The sequence below is a fragment of the Cryobacterium psychrotolerans genome (assembly GCF_900101115.1).
In the GTDB taxonomy this organism is placed as follows: Bacteria; Actinomycetota; Actinomycetes; order Actinomycetales; family Microbacteriaceae; genus Cryobacterium; species Cryobacterium psychrotolerans.
Genome location: NZ_FNFU01000016.1, coordinates 1 through 23,156, shown reverse-complemented (window position 1 = coordinate 23,156; position 23,156 = coordinate 1). Strand labels below are relative to the sequence as shown.

At 70.2% G+C, this 23,156-nt stretch carries 14 protein-coding genes, 1 tRNA gene, 1 rRNA gene and 1 other RNA gene; 13 read left to right on the top strand and 4 right to left on the bottom strand.

Annotation, left to right across the window (positions count from 1 at the left end; genetic code table 11):
• Positions 1-113: 113 nt before the first annotated feature.
• From mobA to BLQ39_RS12135, 4 genes are all read right to left on the bottom strand, one after another.
• Complete coding sequence (gene mobA / locus BLQ39_RS12150; RefSeq protein ID WP_241986980.1) at positions 114-887, bottom strand: molybdenum cofactor guanylyltransferase; 774 nt, start codon at positions 885-887, stop codon at positions 114-116.
• The gene (locus BLQ39_RS12145; protein WP_092324315.1) at positions 884-2,248 is read right to left on the bottom strand and encodes a molybdopterin molybdotransferase MoeA; all 1,365 of its coding nucleotides are present in this window, start codon (positions 2,246-2,248) and stop codon (positions 884-886) included. Before BLQ39_RS12145 ends, mobA begins: the two co-directional genes overlap by 4 nt.
• Before the next feature lie 3 nt (positions 2,249-2,251).
• Positions 2,252-3,766 carry a ThiF family adenylyltransferase gene (locus BLQ39_RS12140; protein WP_092324314.1) on the bottom strand — a complete coding sequence of 505 codons (1,515 nt, stop codon included), beginning with the start codon at positions 3,764-3,766 and terminating at the stop codon, positions 2,252-2,254.
• A 421-nt stretch (positions 3,767-4,187) separates the two neighbouring features.
• A tRNA-Ser gene (locus BLQ39_RS12135) sits at positions 4,188-4,275 on the bottom strand.
• 312 nt (positions 4,276-4,587) lie between these two features.
• Here BLQ39_RS12135 and ffs point away from each other — a divergent pair.
• The 13 genes from ffs to BLQ39_RS12070 form a co-directional block, all read left to right on the top strand.
• Positions 4,588-4,684: signal recognition particle sRNA small type (gene ffs, locus BLQ39_RS12130), an RNA gene on the top strand.
• A 41-nt stretch (positions 4,685-4,725) separates the two neighbouring features.
• Positions 4,726-5,805, top strand: coding sequence for an ABC transporter ATP-binding protein (locus tag BLQ39_RS12125; RefSeq protein WP_092324312.1), 1,080 nt, complete (start codon positions 4,726-4,728; stop codon positions 5,803-5,805).
• Positions 5,798-6,595, top strand: a complete 798-nt coding sequence (locus BLQ39_RS12120) for an efflux permease Rv1217c-related protein (protein ID WP_092324311.1) — start codon at positions 5,798-5,800, stop codon at positions 6,593-6,595. Before BLQ39_RS12125 ends, BLQ39_RS12120 begins: the two co-directional genes overlap by 8 nt.
• A gap of 87 nt (positions 6,596-6,682) precedes the next feature.
• Positions 6,683-9,214, top strand: coding sequence for a phosphoketolase family protein (locus tag BLQ39_RS12115; protein WP_092324309.1), 2,532 nt, complete (start codon positions 6,683-6,685; stop codon positions 9,212-9,214).
• A 193-nt stretch (positions 9,215-9,407) separates the two neighbouring features.
• A complete protein-coding gene (pta, locus tag BLQ39_RS12110) occupies positions 9,408-11,759 on the top strand; it encodes a phosphate acetyltransferase (RefSeq protein ID WP_092324307.1) in 2,352 nt (783 codons plus the stop codon).
• Positions 11,756-13,006, top strand: coding sequence for an acetate/propionate family kinase (locus BLQ39_RS12105; RefSeq protein WP_092324306.1), 1,251 nt, complete (start codon positions 11,756-11,758; stop codon positions 13,004-13,006). The genes pta and BLQ39_RS12105 overlap by 4 nt, the downstream gene beginning before the upstream one ends.
• Before the next feature lie 462 nt (positions 13,007-13,468).
• Positions 13,469-14,686 carry a formaldehyde dehydrogenase, glutathione-independent gene (gene fdhA / locus BLQ39_RS12100; RefSeq protein ID WP_092324304.1) on the top strand — a complete coding sequence of 406 codons (1,218 nt, stop codon included), beginning with the start codon at positions 13,469-13,471 and terminating at the stop codon, positions 14,684-14,686.
• 313 nt (positions 14,687-14,999) lie between these two features.
• Positions 15,000-17,465, top strand: coding sequence for a DNA polymerase III subunit gamma and tau (locus BLQ39_RS12095; RefSeq protein WP_241986988.1), 2,466 nt, complete (start codon positions 15,000-15,002; stop codon positions 17,463-17,465).
• A gap of 3 nt (positions 17,466-17,468) precedes the next feature.
• Positions 17,469-18,068, top strand: a complete 600-nt coding sequence (gene recR / locus BLQ39_RS12090) for a recombination mediator RecR (protein ID WP_092324301.1) — start codon at positions 17,469-17,471, stop codon at positions 18,066-18,068.
• Positions 18,069-18,211: 143 nt separating this feature from the next.
• Positions 18,212-19,489, top strand: coding sequence for an aspartate kinase (locus BLQ39_RS12085; RefSeq protein ID WP_092324300.1), 1,278 nt, complete (start codon positions 18,212-18,214; stop codon positions 19,487-19,489).
• 185 nt (positions 19,490-19,674) lie between these two features.
• Positions 19,675-20,754, top strand: a complete 1,080-nt coding sequence (locus BLQ39_RS12080; RefSeq protein WP_092324298.1) for an aspartate-semialdehyde dehydrogenase — start codon at positions 19,675-19,677, stop codon at positions 20,752-20,754.
• Between the two features lie 208 nt (positions 20,755-20,962).
• Positions 20,963-22,435 (top strand): adenosylhomocysteinase, encoded by a 1,473-nt coding sequence (gene ahcY, locus BLQ39_RS12075; protein WP_092324297.1) that lies wholly within the window; start codon positions 20,963-20,965, stop codon positions 22,433-22,435.
• 612 nt (positions 22,436-23,047) lie between these two features.
• A 16S ribosomal RNA gene (locus tag BLQ39_RS12070) occupies positions 23,048-23,156 on the top strand; the annotation flags it as partial.

Below are 23,156 nucleotides of genomic sequence, written 5' to 3'. Positions count from 1 at the left end.
CGGCGTACCAAACTGCGAAGATTCCGGTCGCGGAACGCCAGGGGCGGCGCCGTTCGGCGGATGCGCTACCCGATCCCGAGATTCTCCGCAGTTGGGAACCGCACCGCGGAGGACTACCCGCAGGCGGGGCCGGATGCGGCGGCGTCGGATCCGGGTGCCGGCGGGTTCGCTGGTGTGTTCGCCGGCGAGGCCAGGAGCACCTCGGTGGCGGCGACAGCCTGCCAGGTGTCGACGTCCTTCCCGGCGTTCGAGTCGTCGCGGATGCCGCGGAGCCTGAAACCGGCGAGCAGGTCGCGCATGCGCGCCCCGCGCACGTCGGCGCCGGCGCGCCGCACGGCCGCGCGGAGGGCGGACGCCCGGTACAGGCCGGCGAGCCACTGGTCCCGGCCGTCGGCGTCGACGAGGTGGATGCCGTCGAGCGCGTCGGGCGCGCCGGCGTCGGCTGGGGCATCGGCAGCGTCTTCCGCCGCGTCGAGCAGGATGCGCGCGGCATCCGCAGCCCAGGGCAGGTCGCAGGCCAGCAGCAGCACCCAGTCGGCGGTCGGGGCTGCCGCGTCGGCGCCGGCCGCCGCGTCGCGTTCGAGCGCGGCCAGGCCGGCCGCGACGCCGGCCGCGGGCCCGCCGAGGGGCGGATCCTCGAGCGCCCAGAGCACCTTTGCGGCGGCGGCCCCGGCGGCCGGCCGGCTGGATTCGGGCCCGACGACGACGGTGCGCGCGGTCAGGGCGCGGGCATCGAGCGCGCGGGAGAGCAGCGTGCGTCCGGCGATCGTGACTGCCGCCTTGTCCACGCCGCCGAGCCGGCTGCCGCTGCCGCCGGCGAGCACGATCAGGTCGGGCACGACCCCAGCGGCCACGACCCCCGCGGGCACGACCCCGTCGCGCCTCATGACGTGAGCATGACCGTGACGAGGTCGCCGGCGGCCACCAGGGTGACATCCTCCGGCACGATGGCCAGCCCGGTCGCCTGGCCGAGCCCGGCGACGAGGTGCGAGCCCGAGCCGCCGGAGGTGGCCCGGCGCACCCGGGTCAGCGCGTCGTCACGCTCCACGGTGACCGGCATGTACTGGGCCCGGCCGGACGGCGACGTCCAGCCGTCGGCCACGGTCGCGGTCACGGTGGGCCGGTGCAGGTCGGTGTGGCCCTGCATCCGGCGCAGCGCCGGCCGCACGAACACCTCGAACGAGACGTAGGCGCTCACCGGGTTGCCGGGCAGGGCGAAGATGACCGGCCCGGGAGAGCCGTCCGGTCCGGGCATCCAGCGGCCGAAGCCCTGGGGCTTGCCCGGCTGCATCCTGACCGGCCCGAAACGCATCGTGCCGAGTGGGGCGAGCACCGCCTTGACCACGTCGTAGGCCCCGACGCTGACGCCGCCGGAGAGCACGAACGCGTCCACCAGTCCGGCCTGCGCGGCCAGCAACTCGCGGAGTGCGTCTTCGTCGTCGGCCACGGAGCCGAGGCGAACCGGCACCCCGCCGGCCTCCGCGACGGCGGCGGCGAGCAGGAAGGAGTTGGAATCGGGGATCTGCCCGCGCCCGGTGGCCTGGCCGGGCGGCACGAGCTCGCTGCCGGTCGAGATCACGGCCACTCGCGGGGCCGGATGCGCCGAAACGGTTCCCGCCCCGGCGCTCGCCGCTGCGGCCAGCCGCGTCGGCCCCATCCGCACGCCGGCCACGAGCACGGTGTCGCCCGCGCGCACGTCCTCGCCGGCTCGGCGCAGGTGCGCGGAGGGCGCCGGCGCTCGAACGATCGTGACCGTGTCGGTGCCGCGGTCGGTGTCTTCGATCGGCACCACGGCATCCGCGCCATCGGGCATGGGCGCCCCGGTCATGATCCGGGCGACCTGGCCGGCCCCGATCCGAGGGTTGTCGGCGGTGCCGGCGGCGAGGTCGGCGATCACGGGCAGGGTGACCGGCGCCGCGGCGGAGGCCTGCTGCACATCGACCCGGCGCACGGCGTAACCGTCCATGGCCGAATTGTCGAACGGGGGAATGTCGGTGGCGCTGCGGATGTCCTCGGCCAGCACCAGGCCGCGCGCCTCGTCGAGGGTCACGCGGGCCGGGGGCAGGGGCGCCACGGTTGCCAGCACGGCGCCCTGCTGCTCGGCGACGCTGCGGGCGGATGCCGGAATCGCGCAGTCATCCGCGGGGGCGGGGTGCGCGTGTTCGTGGTCGCGGCCGTGCGGATGCGCGTCGCCGCGCCGGCCGTCGTGCTCGTGTTCATGGCTGGCGTTGTGCTCGTGGCCGGTCATGTCTCAGCCCTGGGCCGGGGCGGGCTGGGACGTCAGGGCGTCGGCCCATTCGCTGCCGCGGCCGGGGGCGGTGCCGCCGGCGACGGCGTGGTCCCAGGCGACGATTCCGCCGGAGAGCACCGACACGTCGGTGAAGCCCGCGTCGCGGAGGGCGGTCGCGGCGCGGTCGGCCCGGGTTCCGCGGTGGCAGTGCACCACGAGCGAGATGTCGCGGGGGAGCTCTTCCCTGCCCTCCGCTGTGAGGATCCGGTCGAGCGGCAGCAGCAGGGAGCCCGGCACGGCGCTCTCGGCGTGCTCGGCGGGCTCGCGCACATCGACGACGAGCAGGGCGTCCGTGCCGGCCGCGAGTGCCGTCATCCGTTCGACGAGCTCGACCGGGGAGAGCGTGGGCAGGGCGGCCGGAGCGGCTCCGGCGGCGGGCACGGCTCCGACGGCGGGCACGGCTCCGACGGCGGGCACGGCTCCGACGGCGGGCACCGCTCCGACGGTCGGCACGGCCGGCATCGCGCAGGCCGCGGGCACGCCCGTGCCGAGTAGCGGGGTTTCGGTGAACCGACCGGACAGAGCGTCGATGACCAGGCGGCGTCCGAGCAGCGGCTCGGCAATGCCGGTGATGAGCTTGATCGCCTCGCCGGCCATAAGCGATCCGACCTGGCCGCAGAGCGCGCCGAGCACGTCGGCATCGGGGAAGACCGGTCGTTCGCCCGGTGCGGGCGGGGCCGGGTAGAGGTCGCGCAGGTGAACGCCGGTGACGTCGCTGCCGGCGGGAGGGTGGGCCCAGAAGGCCGACAGCTGGGCGTCGCCGCGCAGCACGGATGCCCAGACCAGCGGCAGTCCGAGGGCCGCGCAGGTGTCGTTGGCGAGGAACGGCGCGGGGAAGTCGTCGGCGCAATCGATCACGAGGTCGTAGCCGGCGAGGATCTCGAACGCGTTGGCCGGGGTGAGACGGCCGGGGTGACGGATGATGTCGGCCTCCGGTGCGGCCTCGGCGGCGAGCTCGGCCACCTCGTCGGCAGCGGCGTCGGCGGGGGTCTCGGCCGGGGCCTCCTTCGCCGGTTCCGCCGCGTGGCGACCGGCTCGCCTGCTGGGCTGCGCCGGCGCGACTGCGGGCGCGGGGGCGGGCCCGGACGCGGATGCGGACTCGGGCGCGGACCCGGATCCGGGCGCCGCCTCGGTGGCAGAAGCGCGTGCGGACACCGGTGCGAACTCGAGCACCGAGTCGCGTGCAGACACGGGCGCAAGCGCGGTGTTGCCCCCGGTGTTCGGTTCAGTGTTCGGGTCAAGCTCAATCTCGATGTCGTCGGCGGCGACGATCCCGATCGTGCCGACCCCGGCGGAGGCCAGGTTGCGCACGGCGGGAGATCCGAGCCGTCCGGCTCCGAGGACGAGCACGCGGGCGCTGGCCAGCCGGCGGCGGTCGATCTCGGTGAGCGGGGGAAGCCCGCGCTGGCGGACGGTGCGTGCGGACTCGGCGGCGCTGAGCTCGGCGCCCGGCTCGACAAGGGGAGAAATCGTCATACCCCCACGCTACGGCGTGCGGCTGGGGCCTGCCCGATCGCCCGCCCGCCATTTGCCTCCGCCGGCAACTGAGTCGCGGACAAAGTACCTTCCCCGCGCCAACGAAGGTGCTTTCTCCGCAACTCAACGTGGCGCGGCCGTCCCACCCGCCGCGAAACCGCAGTTGTGCGCGTTCTCAGCGTGTTTTAGCGCGCACAACTGCAGTTTCGCGGGGACTACGTGGTGGAGAGTGGGGGATTCGAACCCCGCGAGTGGGCGCTGTGCTTTCACCCAACACGCATGTGCTTTGGTGGAGAGTGGGGGATTCGAACCCCGCGAGTGGGCGCTGTGCTTTCACCCAACACGCATGTGCTTTGGTGGAGAGTGGGGGATTCGAACCCCGCGAGTGGGCGCTGTGCTTTCACCCAACACGCATTTGCTTTGGCGGAGAATGGGGGATTCGAACCCCCGAGGGCTTTCACCCAACACGCTTTCCAAGCGTGCGCCATAGGCCACTAGGCGAATTCTCCTGGCCGGCCGATCCTCGGAGAGAGGAACGGCACCAGAGAATCTTACCTGTTTCCGGAGGCCGTTTCCGCCGCATGCCGCCGCGCCGGTTCGTTTGGCCGTCCCGGAGCTCCTCGAGGGCCGTCCCGGGGCCCCTGAAAGCCGCACGCGAGCCCCGCGCAGGCCGCACGCGAGCCACGCGAGGGCCGCACGCGAGCCTCGCGCAAGCCCCACGCGCCCCCCGCGGATGCCGCACCGCAGGCCGAACTCGCACGTCGCGACCGCCGGCACGCGCGCCCGGTTTGGGCTGCCGCGCTTGTCCCGCCTAAACTAAGGGCGGCTCCTCGCGTGGCGCTATCTCAGCCAACTCCCCCAGGACGGAAACGTAGCAAGGGTAACTGGGCTCTGGTGGGTGCGCGAGGAGTCATTTTTGTGCCCTTCTGGCCCGCCAGCGCCGGTGTCATGATGTCGGCGTGACTCTCCCGACATCCTCCGGCGACTACGCCGTCGAGACCCGAGGCCTGGTGAAACGCTTCGGCCGCACCGTCGCGCTGGCGGGCATCGACCTGGCCATTCCGACCGGCTGCGTCTTCGGCGTGATCGGCCCCAACGGGGCGGGCAAGACCACCCTGATGCGGCTGCTGCTGGACATCATCCGTCCGACGTCGGGCGAGATCCGCGTGCTCGACGTCTCGCCGCGCGCGGGAGGGTCGGACCTCCGCAGCCGGATCGGCTTCCTCCCCGGGGAGCTTCACCTGCAGAGCGGGCTCACCGCCAGAAGGCTGCTGAACGACTTCGCGTCGATCAGCGGCCCGGTGGAGCCCGGCCGCATCGACGAGCTGGCGGCGACCCTCGGGCTCGACCTCGACGAGCGCGTGCGCCGGCTGTCCAAGGGCAACAAGCAGAAGCTCAGCCTGATCCAGGCCTTCATGCACCGCCCGCGGCTGCTCGTTCTCGACGAGCCCACCAGCGGCCTCGACCCGCTGGTGCAGCAGCAGTTCCAGGCCATGGCCCGCGAAGCCACCGCCAACGGCCAGACCATATTCCTCAGTTCGCACGTGCTGAGCGAGGTGCAGGATGCCGCCGACTCGGTGGCCATCCTCCGCCAGGGCAGTGTCGTGAAGACCGCCACCGTGGCCGAACTGCGGGAGTCCGCCGTCCGCCACGCGCGGATCGTCACCGTCGGGCTGTCGGAGACGGAGGTCGCCCTGCGCGTGGCCGGGATCCCCGGCGTCGGTCGTCTGGACACCCGCCGGCTTTCCCCCGGCCCGGAAACCCGCCCGGAAACCCGCCCGGGAACCCGCCCGGGAACCGGCGCGGGAACCGGCGCGGAAACCGGCGCGGAAACCGGCCCGGTCATCGAGTGCCGGGCAACCCTCAGCGGGGCGGTCGGGGCGGTCGGGCCGTTCGTGGCCGCCGTCGCCGGGCTGCCGCTGCAGGACCTCGTGATCGAGGAACCCAACCTCGAGGAGGCCGTGCTGACTCTCTATGCGGAGTCGGACACCGAACCCCCGACCGAACCCCCGACGTCGGACCGCGCGGGCCATGTCTAGCTCCCTGCCCCTCTTCGCCAAGGTGGCCAGGGACACCTGGCCCGGGCTTGTCGGCTGGGCTGCGGCCATCGCCGGCACGACGCTCGTCTACCTGCCGCTGCACCGCTCGTTCGGCGACGCGAGCATCGCCCAGGTCATCGAAAGCATGCCGCAGGCCCTGATCAAGGCCCTGAATTACGACCTCATGGCCTCCGGCCCGGGCTACGTCCAGGCCACGATTTACGGCCTGCTGGGGTTCGCGTTCCTGACCATCGCGGCGGTCGGCTGGGGCGGACAGGCCGTCGGCGGCGACGAGGAGGCCGGCCGGCTCGAACTCACCCTGGCCCACGCGGTCTCCCGCAGCCGGGTCGTGCTCGAGCGGGCCCTGGCGATGACCCTCAAGGTGATCATCCTCGCCGGCGTCACCCTCGCCCTCGTGCTGGCGCTCAACGGCCCATCGGATCTCGGCATCGACGTCGGCAACGCGCTGGAGACATCCGTCATCTTTGCCGCGCTGGCCCTGCTGCCCGGCACGATGGCGCTGTGCGTGGGGGCATGGACCGGTCGCCGCGTGCCGGCGCTCGTCGCGGGGGCCGCCGTCGCGGTGCTCGGCTACACGCTCAACGCCCTCGGCAACCAGGACGACAACCTCGAATGGATGCACACGCTCTCCCCGTACCACTGGGCCTACGGCAACCAGCCGCTGATCAACGGGGTCGACTGGGGAGGGTTCGCCCTGCTGGCCGGCCTCAGCGCCCTGCTCGTCGCGCTCGCCGTGGTGGGGCTGAACCGCCGGGACGTCTCCGTCTGACCGACGCGCGCCCTTTCCCGCCGGGCAGGGTCGTCCCTAGGATGGCGGGGCAGGGCTCACGCGTTGCACGATGGCCGAAGGGACTCCATGTCTTCCCCGTTCACAGCTTCCACCCCGCCTTCCCCCGGCGCTTCCGCCCCCGGAACCCCCGGAACCCGCGGCGCTTCCGCCCCAGCTTCCACCCCCTGGCCGACCCGGCAGCCGGCGCCCCTCGACGACGCGGCGCTCGCCGGCCTCGACGCGTTCTGGCGGGCCGCCAACTACCTCTCGGTCGGCCAGATCTACCTGCTCGACAACCCGCTGCTGCGTGAGCCGCTCACCGCGGCACACGTCAAACGTCGCCTGGTCGGGCACTGGGGCACGACCCCCGGCCTCAACTTCCTCTACGCGCACCTGAACCGGGTCATCCGGGAGCGCAGCCAGAGCACCCTCTACGTCACCGGCCCCGGCCACGGCGGCCCCGGCCTGGTCGCGAGCGCCTGGCTCGACGGCACCTACTCCGAGGTGTACTCCGACATCGACCAGAGCGTCGACGGGATGCGGCGGCTGTTCCGGCAGTTCTCCTTCCCCGGCGGCATCCCGAGCCACGTCGCGCCGGAGACGCCGGGTTCGATCCACGAGGGCGGCGAGCTCGGCTACGCCCTCAGCCACGCGTATGGCGCGGCCTTCGACAACCCGGATTTGCTCGTCGCCGCCGTAGTCGGCGACGGCGAGGCCGAGACCGGGCCGCTGGCCACCAGCTGGCACTCGAACAAGTTCGTCAACCCGCTGCAGGACGGCGTCGTGCTGCCGATCCTTCACCTCAACGGCTACAAGATCGCCAACCCCACCGTGCTCGCCCGCATCCCCGAGTCGGAGCTGCTCGAGCTGATGCGCGGCTACGGGCACCAGCCGCACATCGTCTCCGGCGGCTTCGACGGCGAAGACCCGATGATCGTGCACCAGCGGATGGCGCAGACCCTCGACCTGGTGCTCAACGAGATCGCCGCGATCAAGCTTCGCGCCGCGGCCGGCGACACCGAACGTCCGCGCTGGCCCATGATCATCCTGCGCACGCCGAAGGGCTGGACCTGCCCGCCCGTCATCGATGGCGTGCAGGTCGAGGGCACGTGGCGGGCGCACCAGGTGCCGCTCGCCAACGCCCGCGACACCGAGGCGCACACCGCGCTGCTGGAAAACTGGATGGCCTCCTACCGCCCGGAGGAACTCTTCGACGAGTCCGGGGCGCCGAGCGCAGAGATCACGGCCCATGCTCCCGGCGGCGACCTGCGGATGAGCGCGAACCCGGTCGCCAACGGCGGCGTGCTCCGCCGCGACCTGCGCTTGCCGGACTTCCGCGACTACGCCGTCGACGTGCCCTCGCCGGGCGCGACCGTCGGCGAGGCCACCCGGGTGCTCGGCACCTGGCTGGCCGACGTCATCCGTGACAATCCCGACAACTTCCGCATCTTCGGGCCGGATGAGACGGCGTCGAACCGTCTCGCGCCGGCGGTCTACGAGGCGACAGACAAGCAGTGGGGCGCGCAGCTGCTGCCCGGCGACACGAACCTGGCCCGCGCCGGCCGGGTGATGGAGATGCTCAGCGAGCACCAGTGCCAGGGCTGGCTCGAGGGCTACCTGCTCACCGGGCGCCACGGCCTGTTCAACTGCTACGAGGCCTTCATCCACATCATCGACTCGATGTTCAACCAGCACGCGAAGTGGCTGGGGGTCAGCCGCGAGATCCCGTGGCGCCGCCCGGTGTCGAGCCTGAACTACCTGCTCAGCTCGCACGTCTGGCGCCAGGACCACAACGGCTTCTCGCACCAGGACCCCGGCTTCGTCGACCACGTAGTCAACAAGAGTTCGGATGTCGTGCGCGTCTATTTCCCGTTCGACGCGAACACCCTGCTCTCCACCTACGACCACTGCCTGCGCAGCGTCGACTACGTCAACGTCGTCGTCGCCGGCAAGCAACCCGGCCCGAACTGGCTGACCATGGACCAGGCGATCGCGCACTGCAGCCGCGGCGCCGGCATCTTCGACTGGGCCGGCACCGAAGAGCCGGGGTCCGAGCCGGATGTCGTGCTCGCCGCCGCCGGCGACGTGCCGACCCTCGAGGTGCTCGCCGCCGCATCCATCCTGCGCGAACGGATGCCCGAGCTCAAGGTGCGCGTCGTCAACGTCGTCGACCTGATGGTGCTCCAGTCGGAGAGCGAGCATCCGCACGGGATGAGCGACCGCGAGTTCGACTCCATCTTCACCACCGACAAGCCGATCATCTTCGCCTACCACGGCTACCCGTGGCTGATCCACCGGCTCACCTACCGCCGCACCGGGCACGACAACCTGCATGCGCGCGGGTACAAGGAGAAGGGCACGACCACGACCCCGTTCGACATGGTCATGCTCAACGACCTCGACCGCTACCACCTGGTCATCGACGTGATCGACCGGGTGCCGGGGCTCGGCGCCCGCGCCGGGATGCTCCGGCAGGACATGGAGGATGCCCGCCTCCGCGCCACGCAGTACACCCGCGACTTCGGCGAAGACATCCCCGAAGTCACCGAGTGGACCTGGCAAGGCGCCGGCTCAGAGGCCGCGGGCACGTCCGATGCCACGGGCGGGGACAACACCTAGCCTGGCGCTCTCCCTCCCTCCCTCCCTCCCTCCCTCCCTCCCTCCCTCCCTCCCTCTTGATCCCGCGCTGAGTTGCGGAGAAAGTACCTTCGTTGGCGAATTGAAGGTACTTTTTCCGCAACTCAAACCGCAGCGCCCCGGGCGGAGCTTGGGCCCGACAGCCTCGAGCGCGTGCGCCGGATACTGTAGAGGGGTGGCACGAAGCATCTACATCACCTCCGCGGAGGGGAACACCGGCAAGTCGAGCATCGCCCTGGGCGTGCTCGACACGCTCTCGCACTCGATCGAGCGGGTCGCCGTCTTCCGGCCGATCGCCCGGTCGTCCCACGAGCCCGACTACGTGCTCGAACTGCTTCGCGCCCACCTCGCCGCCGGTGCCGCCCCCGGCGCGGCGCCCGGGCTGAGCTACGAGCAGTGCGTCGGCGTCACCTACGACGATGTGCACGCCAACCCCGAGGTGGCCCTCGCCCGGATCGTGGCCCGCTACAAGGCCGTCGAGGCCCAGTGCGACGCCGTCGTCGTGATCGGCTCCGACTACACGGATGTCGGCAGCCCCACCGAACTCGCCTTCAACGCCCGCATCGCCGCGAACCTCGGCGCCCCGGTGCTGCTCGTGCTCGGCGGCCGCGTCGGCCCCAACCAGGGCGAGCAGTTCGCCAAGGGTGAACGGCTCGGCCAGAGCGATCCGCGCTCGCCGGAAGACATCCGCCAGCTGACGGATGTCGCACTCGCCGAACTCCGCGACGAGCACGTTTCGCTCCTGGCCATGATCGTCAACCGCGCCGACCCGGACCGCAGTGACGAACTCGTCGCCGCCGTGCGCTCGGTCGCCGTCGACCCGGCCCTGCTCCCCACCGGGGCCAGCGACGTGCCGGTCTGGATCATCCCCGAAGACCCGTACCTCGTGGCGCCGAGCATGCGCAGCATCATGGAGGCCATCGACGGCACCCTGGTCACCGGGGCACCGGAGATGCTCTCGCGCGAGGCGCTCGGCGTCGTCGTCGCCGCGATGTCGATGGCCAATGTGCTGCCGCGCCTGATCGAGGGGTCGGTCGTCGTCATCCCGAGCGACCGCGCCGACGTGCTGCTCGCCGTGCTCCTGGCCAACTCCTCCGCCACCTTCCCGTCGATCGCCGGCGTCGTGCTGAATGGCGGCTTCGAGCTGCCGGAGGTCATCGAGCGGCTCGTCGACGGCCTCGCGCCCTCGGTGCCGATCATCCGCACCGACATGGGCTCCTACGAGACGGCGCTGCGGATCACGCACACTCGCGGGCGGCTGGCCGCCGACTCGCAGCGCAAGCACGACACCGCGTTGGCCCTGTTCGAAAAGCACGTGGACGCATCCGCCCTGCTCGACCGGCTGAAGGTGAGCCGGGCCGACGTCGTCACCCCGCTCATGTTCGAGTACACCCTGCTCGAGCGGGCCCGGCAGAACCGCAAGCACATCGTGCTGCCGGAGGGCGACGACGACCGGATCCTGCGCGCCGCCGCGACCCTGCTCGCCCGCGACGTCGTGGAACTGACCATCCTCGGCGAAGAGTTCGAGGTGCGCTCCCGCGCGATCGGGCTCGGCCTGGACATCTCCAAGGCGCACGTGCTGAGCCCCTTCGACGACGTGCTCCGGCTGAAGTTCGCCGAGGCCTACGTGAAGTTGCGGGCGCACAAGGGCGTCACGCTCGAGCAGGCGCGGGATGTCGTCACCGACGTCTCCTACTTCGGCACCATGATGGTGCAGCTCGGCCTGGCCGACGGCATGGTCTCCGGCGCGGGGCACACGACGGCGCACACCATCCGGCCCGGCCTGCAGATCATCAAGACCCGGCCGGACGTATCCGTCGTCTCGAGCGTGTTCCTGATGGCGCTCGCCGACCGGGTGCTCGTCTACGGCGACTGCGCGGTCATCCCCGACCCCACCGCGGAGCAGCTCGCCGACATCGCCATCTCCGCGTCGGAGACGGCCAGGCAGTTCGGGATCGACCCGCGCGTGGCGATGCTGTCGTACTCGACCGGCGAGTCCGGTGAGGGCGCCGACGTCGAGAAGGTGCGCGCCGCGACCGCGCTCGTGCGGGCACGCCGTCCCGACCTGCCGGTCGAGGGGCCGATCCAGTACGACGCCGCAGCGGATGCCGCCGTCGCGGCCACGAAGATGCCCGGTTCCGCCGTGGCCGGCCGCGCCACCGTCTTCATCTTCCCCGACCTCAACACCGGCAACAACACCTACAAGGCAGTGCAGCGCAGCGCCGGAGCCGTCGCGATCGGCCCCGTGTTGCAGGGCCTGCGGAAGCCGGTCAACGACCTCTCCCGTGGCGCGCTCGTGCAGGACATCGTCAACACGGTGGCGATCACCGCGATCCAGGCCGCCGCGCTGTCGGACGAGCAGGCCCTGACGTCCGCTGCTGCCGCGGCGCCGGGTTCTGGCTCGGCCGCGGTGCCGGTTTCGCTCTCGGACTCGGACTCGGCCACGGCGGCGGCTTCGGACTCGGACTCGGCCACGGTGCCGACCGAGAGCCACTGGGTGACCGGCCTGTCGGCGCCGAGCGCATGACCGCGGTCCTGGTCGTCAACTCGGGGTCGTCCTCCTTCAAATACCAGCTGATCGAGATGGACACGGAGTCCGTCCTGGCCGGCGGCCTCGTCGAGCGCATCGGCGAGACGATGGGGCAGTCGACGCACACGGTCGGCGACGGTAACGCGGCCGCGAGCTCCCCGGCATCCGCCGGTTCGTCCGGCTCCGCGGCATCCGCCGGTTCGGCCCGCTTCACCCGCGAACTGCCGATTCCCGATCACACGATCGGCTTCCAGGTCATGCTCGACGCGTTCGAGCAGCACGGTCCGTCGCTCAGTGAACACGCGCCCGTCGCGGTCGGCCATCGCGTCGTGCACGGCGGCGCCCGGTTCCAGGAACCGACCCGGATCACCCCGGGCGTGCGGCGCGACATCGACGACCTCTCGGCGCTCGCCCCGCTGCACAACCCCGGCGCGCTGCAGGGCATCGTGGCCGCGGAGCAGGGCTTCCCCGACGTGCCGCACGTCGCGGTCTTCGACACCGCCTTCCACCAGACGCTTCCGGCCGAAGCCTTCACCTACGCGATCAACGCCGACCTGGCCGAGCGCTTCCGGATCCGCCGCTACGGCTTCCACGGCACGTCGCACCGCTTCGTCGCCCACGCCGGGGCCGCGTTCCTGGGCCGGCCGCTGGGAGAGCTCAACCAGATCGTCCTTCACCTCGGCAACGGGGCATCCGTCTGCGCTGTGCGCGGCGGGCTCTCGGTCGAAACGAGCATGGGGATGACGCCGCTCGAGGGCCTCGTGATGGGCACGCGCTCGGGCGACATCGACCCGGGTGTGCTGTTCCACCTGCACCGGAAGGCCGGCATCGGCATCGACGAGCTCGACGAGCTGCTGAACCGGGGGAGCGGGCTGCTGGGCCTGACCGGGCGCGGTGACATGCGCGACGTGATCACGGCCGCCTCGGCCGGCGACGGACCGGCGGAGCTCGCGCTCGGCGTCTATCTGCACCGGCTCAAGGGCTATGTCGGCAACTACTTCGCGCAGCTCGGCATGGTCGACGTGATCTCGTTCACGGCCGGCGTCGGCGAGAACAATGCGCTGGTGCGGGAACGCTCGCTGGGCGGCCTCGAGGCGTTCGGCATCCGGATCGATCCAGGGCGTAACGCGTCGCCGGCCCGCGGCCCGCGCCTGATTTCAACGGATGACTCGGACGTGGCCGTGCTCGTCATCCCCACCAACGAGGAACTCGAGATCGCCCGCCAGACCCTCTCGGCCCTCTAGCGCGTACCTCCTCACGGCCGCGCGCTCGGGCTCGGCAACGGCCACGGCCACGGACTCGGCCACGGCCACGCGCTCGGCGTCGCGGGCCGCGCTGCCCCTCCGCCGCCTGCCCGTCCCACGCCGCGCGCCCGCTCACGCCGAGAGTCGCCGTTTCCGCCGAGAGTCCCCCGTCCACCGGCGATTCTCGGCGTATTCGGCGACTCTCGCCGCCCGCCGCCACGCCGACCGCCGCCGCATCCGCCGAGCTCGCCGGTTCCGGTCGAGATCGCCCGGCGCACCAGGCGATCTCGGCCGCAAGTGTCAATCTCGGCGGATGTCACGCCGCCGGGCCGCGATTCGAATCGCCGAAGGGTTGCGCATCCGGCCGACGTGTAGTGGAGTCAAAGGGCACCAACTAGAGGAATCCATGCGCGGATCGGGCGATAACCCCCGGTCGGCTGAGCGAACTAGGAAGGTACTTTCATGACCGGGAATAGAGCCGTTGCCTACAAGAGCCCGGGAGTCGTCGAGGTCATCGACATCGACTATCCCACCTTTGAATTGAAAGACGGGCCGGGAGTCAATCCGGCGAACGTCGGTCGAAAAGTACCGCACGGGGTGATCCTCAGGACGGTAACCACCAACATCTGCGGATCCGACCAGCACATGGTCCGAGGCCGCACCACAGCCCCGGCGGATTTGGTGCTCGGCCACGAGATCACCGGCGAGGTTGTCGAGGCTGGCCCGGACGTCGAATTCATCAAGGTTGGCGACATTGTCTCCGTGCCGTTCAACATTTCCTGTGGCCGATGCCGCAACTGTAAGGAACGAAAGACCGGAATCTGCCTCAACGTCAACCCGGACCGGCCGGGCAGCGCCTACGGCTACGTCGACATGGGCGGCTGGGTAGGCGGCCAGGCGGAGTACGTGCTCGTTCCCTACGCCGACTGGAACCTGCTGAAGTTCCCCGACCGCGACCAGGCCCTCGAGAAGATCATGGACCTGACCATGCTCTCCGACATTTTCCCCACCGGCTTCCACGGCGCCGTGACGGCCGGCGTCGGCGTCGGCTCCACCGTCTACGTGGCCGGGGCGGGCCCGGTCGGGCTGGCCGCCGCCGTGTCCGCACAGCTGCTCGGCGCAGCCGTCGTCATCGTGGGCGACCTCAACGAGGAGCGACTGGCCCAGGCCCGCAGCTTCGGCTGCGAGACGGTGAACCTGACCAAGGGGGAGCCGCAGGACCAGATCGAGCAGATCCTCGGTGTGCCGGAGGTCGACGCGGGCGTCGACGCCGTCGGGTTCGAGGCCCGCGGACACGGCAAGGATGCGTCCACCGAGGCTCCCGCGACCGTGCTCAACTCGCTGATGACCGTGACCGCGGCCGGCGGCGCGATGGGCATCCCGGGGCTCTACGTCACGGGCGACCCGGGTGCGGCCGATGCGGCCGCCCAGACCGGAAACCTGTCGCTGCGGCTCGGCCTCGGCTGGGCGAAGTCGCTCTCCTTCACGACCGGGCAGTGCCCCGTGATGAAGTACAACCGGCAGCTGATGATGGCGATCCTGCACGACAAGGTGCAGATCGCGAAGGCCGTGAACGCCAAGGCGATCACCCTCGAGGATGCCCCGCGCGGCTATGCGGAATTCGACGCCGGAGCGGCGACGAAGTACGTGCTCAACCCGAACCAGTACGTCAAGGGCTAGTCCGACCGGCACGTCAGGCGGCCCGGCCGGGGAACCCCCTCGCCCGGGCCGTCCGTCCGCCCGGGGAGATTCCCCAGCCCGCCGAATCCGCCGAGAATCGCCGTTTCCGCCCAGAGTCGCCGTTGCGCCGGCGATTCTCGGCGTATTCGGCGACTCTCGACGCCGCATCCGCCCCGGGCGCCCCGCCCCCACCCGCGCCCCGCCCCCGCCCGCCCGCCGCGCGCAGCCGGGGCTCTTTGTCAGCGGCGCCGACTACCATTGACCTGTGGTCACCGCACTGTATCGCCGTTACCGGCCAGAGACGTTTGCCGAAATGATCGGCCAGTCACAAGTGACCGATCCGCTCATGACGGCGCTCCGCACCAACCGCGTCAACCACGCGTACCTGTTCAGCGGACCCCGCGGCTGCGGCAAGACCACGTCAGCGCGCATCCTCGCCCGCTGCCTGAACTGCGCCGAAGGCCCCACCGACACGCCCTGCGGCGTCTGCCCCAGTTGCGTCGAGCTCTCCCGCGACGGCGGCGGCTCGCTCGATGTCGTCGAGATCGACGCGGCCAGCCACAACGGCGTCGACGATGCCCGCGACATCCGTGAGCGCGCCATCTTCGCGCCGGCCCGCGACCGCTACAAGATCTTCATCCTCGACGAGGCGCACATGGTCACGCCGCAGGGCTTCAACGCGCTGCTCAAGATCGTCGAGGAGCCGCCGGAGCACATCAAGTTCATCTTCGCGACGACCGAGCCCGAGAAGGTCATCGGCACCATCCGCTCGCGCACCCACCACTACCCGTTCCGGCTTGTTCCGCCCGCCCCGATGCTCGAATACGTGCAGAAGATGTGCGACGCCGAAGGCATGCAGGTCGCACCCGGCGTGCTGCCGCTCGTCGTGCGCGCCGGCGGCGGATCCCCCCGCGACACCCTGTCGCTGCTCGACCAGCTGATGGCCGGCTCCGACTCGGAAGTCATCGAGTACGAACGCGCCGTGGCCCTGCTCGGCTACACCCACGGCGCCCTGCTCGACGAGGCCATCGACGCCATCGCCGCGCGCGACTCCGCCTCTGCCTTCGACGCCGTCGACCGCGTGATCCAGACCGGCCAGGACCCACGCCGCTTCGTTGAAGATCTTCTCGAGCGGATGCGCGACCTCATCGTCGTCGCCGCGACCTCGGCGGCCGGCGCTGCGGCCGTGCTCCGCGGCGTGCCGCAGGACGAGCTCGACCACATGGCCGTGCAGGCCGCGAAGTTCGGACCGGCCGAGCTGTCCCGCACCGCGGACATCCTGAACGCCGCCCTCACCGAAATGACCGGCGCCACCTCGCCGCGCCTGCACCTCGAACTCATGGTCGCCCGCTCGCTCATCCCGGCCAGCGACGACTCGAACCGCGGCGCGCTCGCCCGGGTCGAGCGGCTCGAGCGGCGCATCGGCGTCGCCGGACAGGAAGTTGCTGGACAGGAAGTCACGGGCCAGGTGCCCGTCGACGCGCCGATGCAGACGCCCGCGGCAAGCCGAACGGATGCCCCGTCGGGCGCGACCCCCGGAGCTAACGCGAGCACCGAAGCGAACGCGAACGCGAACGCCGGCGCGCGCGCCGTGAACCGGACGGCAACTCCGGTTTCCGCCGACACCCAGACCGAACGGCAGGCTTCCGTGACCCCGCCGGCCGCTCCGCCCGCCCGCGGTGCCGCCGCATCCCCGCCGGCAGCAGCCGCCCCCGCCGCGTCCGCCCCCGCCGCTCCCAAGCAGGTCGGACCCGTCACCCTCCAGCAGGTGAAGGATGCCTGGCCCGAGGTGCTCGAGGCCGTCAAGGCGGCCAAACTCAGCGCCTGGCTCGTCGTCTTCACGGCGAGCGTGGCCGAACTGCGCGAGAACGACGTGCTCGTGATGTCCTTCCCAAGCGAATCGGACGTCGCCAGCTTCAAACAGCAGACGGCCCCCGGCCAGGGCGTCAGCGACTACCTGCGCGCGGCCATCGTGAGCGTGCTGGGCCTGCGGGTCAAGTTCATCGCCCGCGGCGACGCGGATGCTCCCGCCGGCTCGGCGGGACACTCCGGGCAGCAGGGCCGGCCGGCAACCCCGACCGCCGTCGCTGAGCCGACCGCACCTGCATCAGCGTCCGCACCTGCATCCGCACCTGCACCTGCGCCGGCCGTGCAGCCCGCGCGATCCGCGGCGTCGACGGCGAAGGCAGCGTCGGCCCAGTCAGCGGCGCAGGCTTCTGCGGCGTCGCCCCCGGCGGTCGGCTCCCCGGCCGGCGCCACCGGCTGGGCGACGGTCGCCATCCCCGGGTCCGCGCCCGCAGCCGGGTCCGCGCCCGGGTCCGCGCCCGCACGGGAGTCCGCTCCGGCACCCGAGTCTGCGCCCGCCCCTGAGCCCCCGTTCGACGAGGAGCCGCCGCCGTTCGACGACGCCCCGCCGGAAGACCCGATGTACGACGACCGCGGCGCCTCATCCGCCGCCCCTGCTGCGTCCGTATCGGCCGTGACGACCGCGCCCGCCGAGGCTTCGTCCGAGGCAACCTCGGCCCCCGCCGCACCTGCCCCCGCCGCACCTGCCGCCGCCGCACCTCCCACTCCCGCCGCCGCACCCGCACCAGCGGCCGAGGCCGCCGCACCCCCCGCAGCCGCACCCACCCCCGCCGCCAAGCGCCCGGCGACCTCATCCGCCCCCTCCTTCTCCGAGAAGCAGCGCTACGGCGAGTCGGTGGTGCGCGAGATCCTCGGCGCGACCTTCCTCGAGGAACAGTCGCATGAGCCGGCCGTCCGACCGAGAAACGACTAAGCCATGTACGAAGGAATCGTCCAGGAGCTCATCGACGAGCTGAACCGCCTGCCCGGAATCGGGCCGAAGTCCGCCCAGCGCATCGCTTTCCACATCCTGCAGACCCAGAACTTCGACGTGAGCCGCCTCGCACACGTGCTGCTCGAGGTGCGTGAGAAGGTGCGCTTCTGCGACATCTGCGGCAATGTGTCCGAACAACAGACCTGCATGATCTGCCGTGACCCCCGCCGCAACCCCGCGATCATCTGCGTGGTCGAAGAGGCCAAGGACGTCGTCGCGATCGAGCGCACCCGCGAATTCCGCGGGCTGTACCACGTGCTCGGCGGGGCGATCAGCCCGATCGACGGCATCGGCCCCGACGACCTGCGCATCCGCCAGCTGATGCAGCGCCTGGCCGACAACACCGTGCAGGAAGTCATCATCGCCACAGACCCGAACCTCGAGGGCGAGGCCACGGCGACCTACCTGTCGCGCCTGCTCACCACCCTCGAGATCCGCGTCACTCGCCTCGCCTCGGGCCTGCCCGTCGGCGGGGACCTCGAGTACGCCGACGAGGTCACCCTCGGCCGCGCGTTCGAGGGTCGCCGCGTCGTTACGAGCTGACCGCCCGGCCAGCCACGGCTCCAAGCGGTCGCCGCCCCGTCGCCCCGCAGCACCGCAACGTCACATGGCGGGCCGCGAATATAAGTCCATTTATGATGGATGTTTGGGCTCAACGCCCGCGAACCCAACCTCAGGAGTGCCACGTGAGCTTGATCGTGCAGAAGTTCGGCGGATCATCCGTCGCCGACGCGGAAAGCATCAAGCGCGTGGCCAAGCGCATCGTCGACACCCGCAAGGCGGGCAACGACGTCGTCGTCGTGGTCTCGGCCATGGGCGATTCGACCGACGAGCTGCTCGATCTGGCCCACGAGGTCGCGCCGATCCCCGCCCCGCGCGAGCTCGACATGCTCCTCACCGCCGGGGAGCGAATCTCGATGGCGCTGCTCGCGATGGCCATCAAGAGCATGGGCTACGACGCGCTCTCCTTCACCGGCAGCCAGGCCGGCATGATCACGGATGCCCGCCACGGCTCGGCCCGGATCGTCGACGTGACTCCCGGGCGCATCCGTGACGCCCTCGACGGAGGCGCCGTCGCCATCGTCGCCGGCTTCCAGGGTTTCAACCGCGACACCATGGACATCACCACGCTCGGCCGGGGCGGCTCGGACACCACCGCCGTCGCCCTCGCGGCAGCCCTCGCGGCCGACATCTGCGAGATCTACACCGACGTCGACGGGGTCTTCACGGCTGACCCCCGAGTCGTGCCCCAGGCCCGAAAACTCGACCGCATCTCGAGCGAGGAAATGCTCGAGCTCGCGGCCGGCGGCGCCAAGGTGCTCTACATACGAGCCGTGGAATATGCACGTCGTCACGGCGTGACCCTGCACGTCCGGTCGTCCTTCAACAACAACCAGGGCACGATCGTCTACAACACCGAGTTCGTGGATCCGAATGGAGAGATAGTGGAAGAGCCGATCATCGCCGGGATTGCCGCCGACCTGAGCGAAGCCAAAATCACGGTCGTCGGCGTGCCCGACGTGCCGGGCAAGGCGGCCCAGATCTTCAAGATCGTCGCCGGCGCCAACGCGAACGTGGACATGATCGTGCAGAACGTCTCCGGCGTCGCCACCGGCGTCACCGACATCTCGTTCACCCTGCCGAAGTCGGAGGGCCAGCAGACGCTGACCGCGCTGACCAACGACAAGGAGCTCGTCGGCTTCTCGAGCCTGCAGTACGACGACCAGATCGGTAAGCTCACGCTCGTCGGCGGCGGCATGCGCACCAACACCGGGGTCTCGGCGAAGCTGTTCGAGGCGCTCTTCCTGGCCGGCATCAACATCGAGATGATCTCCACCAGTGAGATTCGGATCTCCGTCGTCACCCGGGCCGACACCATCCAGGAGGCCCTGCGCGTCGTGCACACCGCCTTCGGCCTCGACACCGACGACGAGGCCGTCGTCCACGGCGGCACCGGCCGCTAGCCCGAACCCGGCCCCCGGCCCCCAACCCGCCCGCACCCTCCTTACCCGGCCGCCCTTGTGGCCAACTCAGGAGATTCCGGCCGAATCGGGCAGATTCGGCCGGAATCAGGGTGGATTTGAGAGAATGTCCTGAGTTAGCCCCCGAACCCAGCCTACAAGACCGGCGAGCACGTTAGGAAGACACAGTGACCAGCAGCACAGGCATCCAGATCGGCGTCGTGGGGGCAACCGGCCAGGTCGGGGCCGTTGTGCGCCGCCTGCTCGAGGAGCGCGACTTCCCGGTGGCCGGCATCCGTTTCTTCGCCTCGTCCCGGTCCGCCGGCACCACCCTGCCCTGGCGCGGCGAGGACATCGTCGTCGAGGATGCCGCGACCGCCGATCCGACCGGGCTGGACGTCGCGATCTTCTCCGCCGGCGCCACGCTGTCGAGGGCGCAGGCGCCCCGGTTCGCAGCGGCCGGCGTCACCGTGATCGACAACTCCTCCGGCTGGCGGATGGACCCCGACGTGCCGCTGGTTGTAAGCGAGGTCAACCCCGGCGCGATCAAGCGGGCCGGCAAGGGCATCATCGCCAACCCGAACTGCACCACGATGGCGGCCATGCCCGTTCTCAAGGTGTTGCACGACGAGGCCGGCCTCGAACGCCTCATCGTGAGCACGTTCCAGGCCGTCTCGGGCAGCGGCCTCGCCGGCGCCCGCGAGCTGGCGACCCAGGTGCGCGTCGCCGCCCAGGATGCGAACCTGCTCCAGCTCGTGCACGACGGGTCGGCCGTGACCATGCCGGAACCCGTCGTTTATGCCCGCCCCATCGCCTTCGACGTCATCCCGCTCGCCGGCTCCATCGTCGACGACGGCGAATTCGAGACCGACGAGGAGAAGAAGCTCCGCAACGAGAGCCGCAAGATCCTCGAACTGCCTGACCTGCTGGTCTCCGGCACCTGCGTGCGCGTGCCGGTCTTCACCGGCCACTCGCTCTCCATCAACGCCGAGTTCGGCAAGCCGCTGAGCGTCGCGCGCGCCCGGGCACTGCTCGCGAACGCTCCCGGCGTCGAGCTGACGGATATCCCCACCCCGCTCCAGGCAGCGGGACAGGATGCCAGCTTCGTCGGCCGGATCCGCCAGGACCCGGGCGTGCCGAACGGGCGGGGCCTCGCCCTCTTCATCAGCAACGACAACCTGCGCAAGGGCGCCGCCCTGAACGCGGTGCAGATCGCAGAGCTCGTCGCCGTCGACCTCCTTGCCGCGAGGACCCCCGCAGCCTCCTAGCCGCGACGGCCCCCGCAGTCTCCTGGCGCCACCTGCGCTCCTGTGCTCCTGCGCTCCTGTTCAAGTTGAGTTGCGGAAAAAGTACCCTCAATCGCAAAACGAAGGTACTTTCTCCGCAACTCAGCTAGATACCAGCCAGATACCAGCGAGAAACCAGAGCGGCCAGTAACTGACGGCCCGTCTCGGCCCGGGATGGCAAGATGGTCGCATGACTTCGACCACCGCCCCCGCGTTCAAGATCGCCGACCTCTCCCTGGCGGAGGCGGGCCGCCACCAGCTACGCCTCGCCGAAAACGAGATGCCCGGCCTGATGGCCCTGCGCACCGAATTCGGCGAAACGAAGCCTCTCGCCGGGGCCCGCATCGCCGGATCGCTGCACATGACCGTGCAGACCGCCGTGCTGATCGAAACCCTCGTCGCGCTCGGCGCCCAGGTGCGCTGGGCGAGCTGCAACATCTTCTCCACCCAGGATGACGCGGCCGCCGCGATCGCCGTCGGTCCCACCGGCACCCCGGATGCCCCGGCCGGCGTTCCCGTCTTCGCCTGGAAGGGCGAGACGCTCGACGAATACTGGTGGTGCACCGACCGGATCTTCGACTGGAGCGCGGAAGCCGCCGCGGCGGGGGAGTCCTGGACCGGCCCGAACATGATCCTCGACGACGGCGGGGACGCCACGATGCTCGTGCACAAGGGCCGGGAGTTCGAGCTGGCCGGCGCGGTGCCGACGCCGTCCGACTCCGACAGCCACGAGTACAAGGTGGTGCTCGAGACGCTCCGCCGGTCAGTGGCCGAGTCCTCGGACCGCTGGACCGGGATCGCTGAGGCGATCGCCGGCGTCACCGAGGAAACCACCACCGGAGTGCACCGGCTCTACGAGCTGGCGGCCGCTTCGCAGCTGCTGTTCCCGGCGATCAACGTGAACGACTCGGTCACCAAGTCGAAGTTCGACAACAAGTACGGCATCCGCCACTCCCTGCCCGACGGACTCAACCGCGCCACCGACGTGCTGATCGGCGGCAAAGTCGTCTTCGTCGCCGGCTACGGGGACGTCGGCAAGGGCGCCGCCGAAGCGCTCCGCGGGCAGGGGGCTCGCGTGATCGTGAGCGAGATCGACCCGATCAATGCCTTGCAGGCCGCCATGGACGGCTTCCAGGTCGCCCGGATCGAATCGGTCGTCGACCAGGTCGACATCTTCGTCAGCGGCACCGGCAACTTCAACGTCATCACGACCGACCACATGCTGCGGATGAAGCACCTCGCGATCATCGCGAACGTCGGCCACTTCGACAACGAGATCGACATGGCCGCCCTCGAGACGCTCGCCGGCGCCGTGCGAGTCGAGATCAAGCCGCAGGTGCACGAGTGGCGCCTGCCCAGCGGACGCAGCGTACTGGTGCTCTCCGAAGGGCGTCTGATGAACCTGGGCAACGCCACCGGGCACCCGTCTTTCGTGATGAGCAATTCGTTCACCAATCAGGTGCTCGCGCAGATCGAGCTCTACTGCTACCCGGAGAACTACCCGGTCGGCGTGTACGTGCTGCCCAAGCACCTCGACGAGAAGGTCGCGCGGCTGCACCTCGACGCGCTCGGCGTCGAGCTCACCGTGCTCACCCCCGAGCAGTCGGCCTACATCGGCGTGCCCATCGAGGGCCCGTACAAGGTCGACCACTACCGCTACTGATCCGCGACAGGAAAAGGCCCGAAGGGCCGGACACGCCCGAGAAGACGGTGCTTTTGACGGCTGCTCCGCGTCGCCGTAATGTATCTATACGTACCCCAAAGGTGCGGAAAGCCGCAGCGCTTCCCGGCCTCAAGTGGGACCAACTCTCAGCCATTACACACACAGATTCCTCTTGTAGGAACGTGCGTGGAAGCCTAAGATGATTTCGGCTCACCAAGCTGACCTAACAGGTTCGAGTCGTGTTTTTGCGTGTGTTTTTCAACCGCCAGGAACGCGAAATGCTCGATTTGACAGGGTCAAAACGGTGAGATAAGTTAGACAGGTTGCCCCAAAACGAAAGCCGCAGTGCTGGTCAAACAGCGTGGCCTGAACCTGGGTGCGTCCGATCCTTGAGAACTCAACAGCGTGCACAATGTCAAATGCCAAAAACCTCGTGGTTGGATCCCGTTTCTAGCGGGTGAATGCCAAGAGATTCCTTTGGAAAACATTTAAACAACAAAGCAAGTCAGTAATGATTTGTTCTGTCAGTTTCAAACTTGCAGATTGTTCGCCCATTCCGGCGGCTTTCTGCACTAGATGTGCCGTTACCTTCGGGTTTCGTGCAATCAAACATTTACGGAGAGTTTGATCCTGGCTCAGGACGAACGCTGGCGGCGTGCTTAACACATGCAAGTCGAACGGTGAAGAGAAGCTTGCTTCTTGGATCAGTGGCGAACGGGTG